General features: G+C 47.0%; 1 protein-coding gene. It reads right to left on the bottom strand.

The features are described 5' to 3' along the window. Positions 1–57: 57 nt before the first annotated feature. A protein-coding gene (locus EYW48_RS21135) for an IS3-like element ISVpa4 family transposase (protein WP_185762030.1) occupies positions 58–1,181 on the bottom strand; the annotation gives its coding sequence in 2 pieces (ribosomal slippage) (positions 58–929 and positions 929–1,181; 1,125 coding nt in all). Positions 1,182–1,260 lie beyond the last annotated feature (79 nt).

Consider the following 1,260-nt stretch of genomic DNA (forward strand, 5'->3'; position numbering starts at 1 on the left):
AGAAGTGGACCCCGATGGTTGGACACATAAGCTCATTTCTTAAGTGATTGACCCAGCTCATGCTGCGTATCTTTGCCTACCGAAGTAGGCCTCATCAGGAGTGAGGTTATTCAGTCCTTGATGGTTACGCTCTTCATTATAAAACACCATGTAGTTACCGATTTCAAGTTCGGCTTCACGGGGCGTGGTATAAGCCTTTAAGTAAACCTCCTCATATTTCAGGCTTCGCCATAAGCGCTCAATGAAAACATTGTCAACCCAGCGGCCTTTCCCGTCCATGCTTATACGTATGTCATGTTCAATTAACTTCTGTGTGAACTCTGTGCTGGTAAACTGGCTGCCTTGATCTGAGTTAAAGATATCAGGTGGCCCATAATGCTTCAGCGCTTCCTCAAGCGCTTCGATACAAAAACTCGTGTCCATGGTGTTGGATAGTCGCCAAGCCAGCACTTTGCGACTATACCAGTCGATAATGGCAACGAGGTACAGGAACCCCTTCGCCATTGGGATATATGTGATATCAATCGCCCAAGCTTGGTTTGGGTAAGTGACTTCGATATCACGCAACAGGTAGGGATACACCTTGTGTGCTTTGTTCGCCAGCGTCGTTTTGGGCTTGGGGTAAATCGCCCCAATCCCCATATCGCGCATGAGTCGAACAACACGCTTACGATTAACGCTATGGCCATTTTTAGCCAGCTCAGTTCGAATGCGCCGACTGCCCATGAACGGATACTGCAGATGAATTTCGTCAATCATACGGCGCAACGCAATCTCCTCAGCAGAGAGTCCGATGGGTTGATAGTAAGCGGTAGAGCGAGCAATATTGAGCAGCTCACATTGGCGCTTTATCGGCAATGGGGTGGATTTAACCAGCGAACTCTTTCGCTGGGCTCGGTCTAACGACCGAGCACTTTGGCCAAAAAATCATTTTCCATGGTCAATTGACCGATTTTAGCGTGAAGTTTGTCCACTTCTTCGGAACTTTCTTTTCCTGAGTGATTTTCGGTGGCAAAAATCATGGCTGCGTTTTCAAGCAGCTCCTTTTTCCATGTCGAGATCTGGTTAGCGTGCAGGTTGTATTTCTGAGCTAACTCAGCGACGGTTTTATCGCCTTTAGCGGCATCGAGAGCCACCTTAGCTTTAAACTCAGGAGAGTGATTTCTACGTTTTCTAGTCATAATCTGTCCCTGTATTGTTGGGTACTATCAAAACAGATCGACCACTTAAAGTCATGTCCGAAAATTGGGGACCACTTCT

The organism is Vibrio sp. 1180_3, assembly GCF_029478545.1.
Classification (GTDB): domain Bacteria; phylum Pseudomonadota; class Gammaproteobacteria; order Enterobacterales; family Vibrionaceae; genus Vibrio; species Vibrio aestuarianus.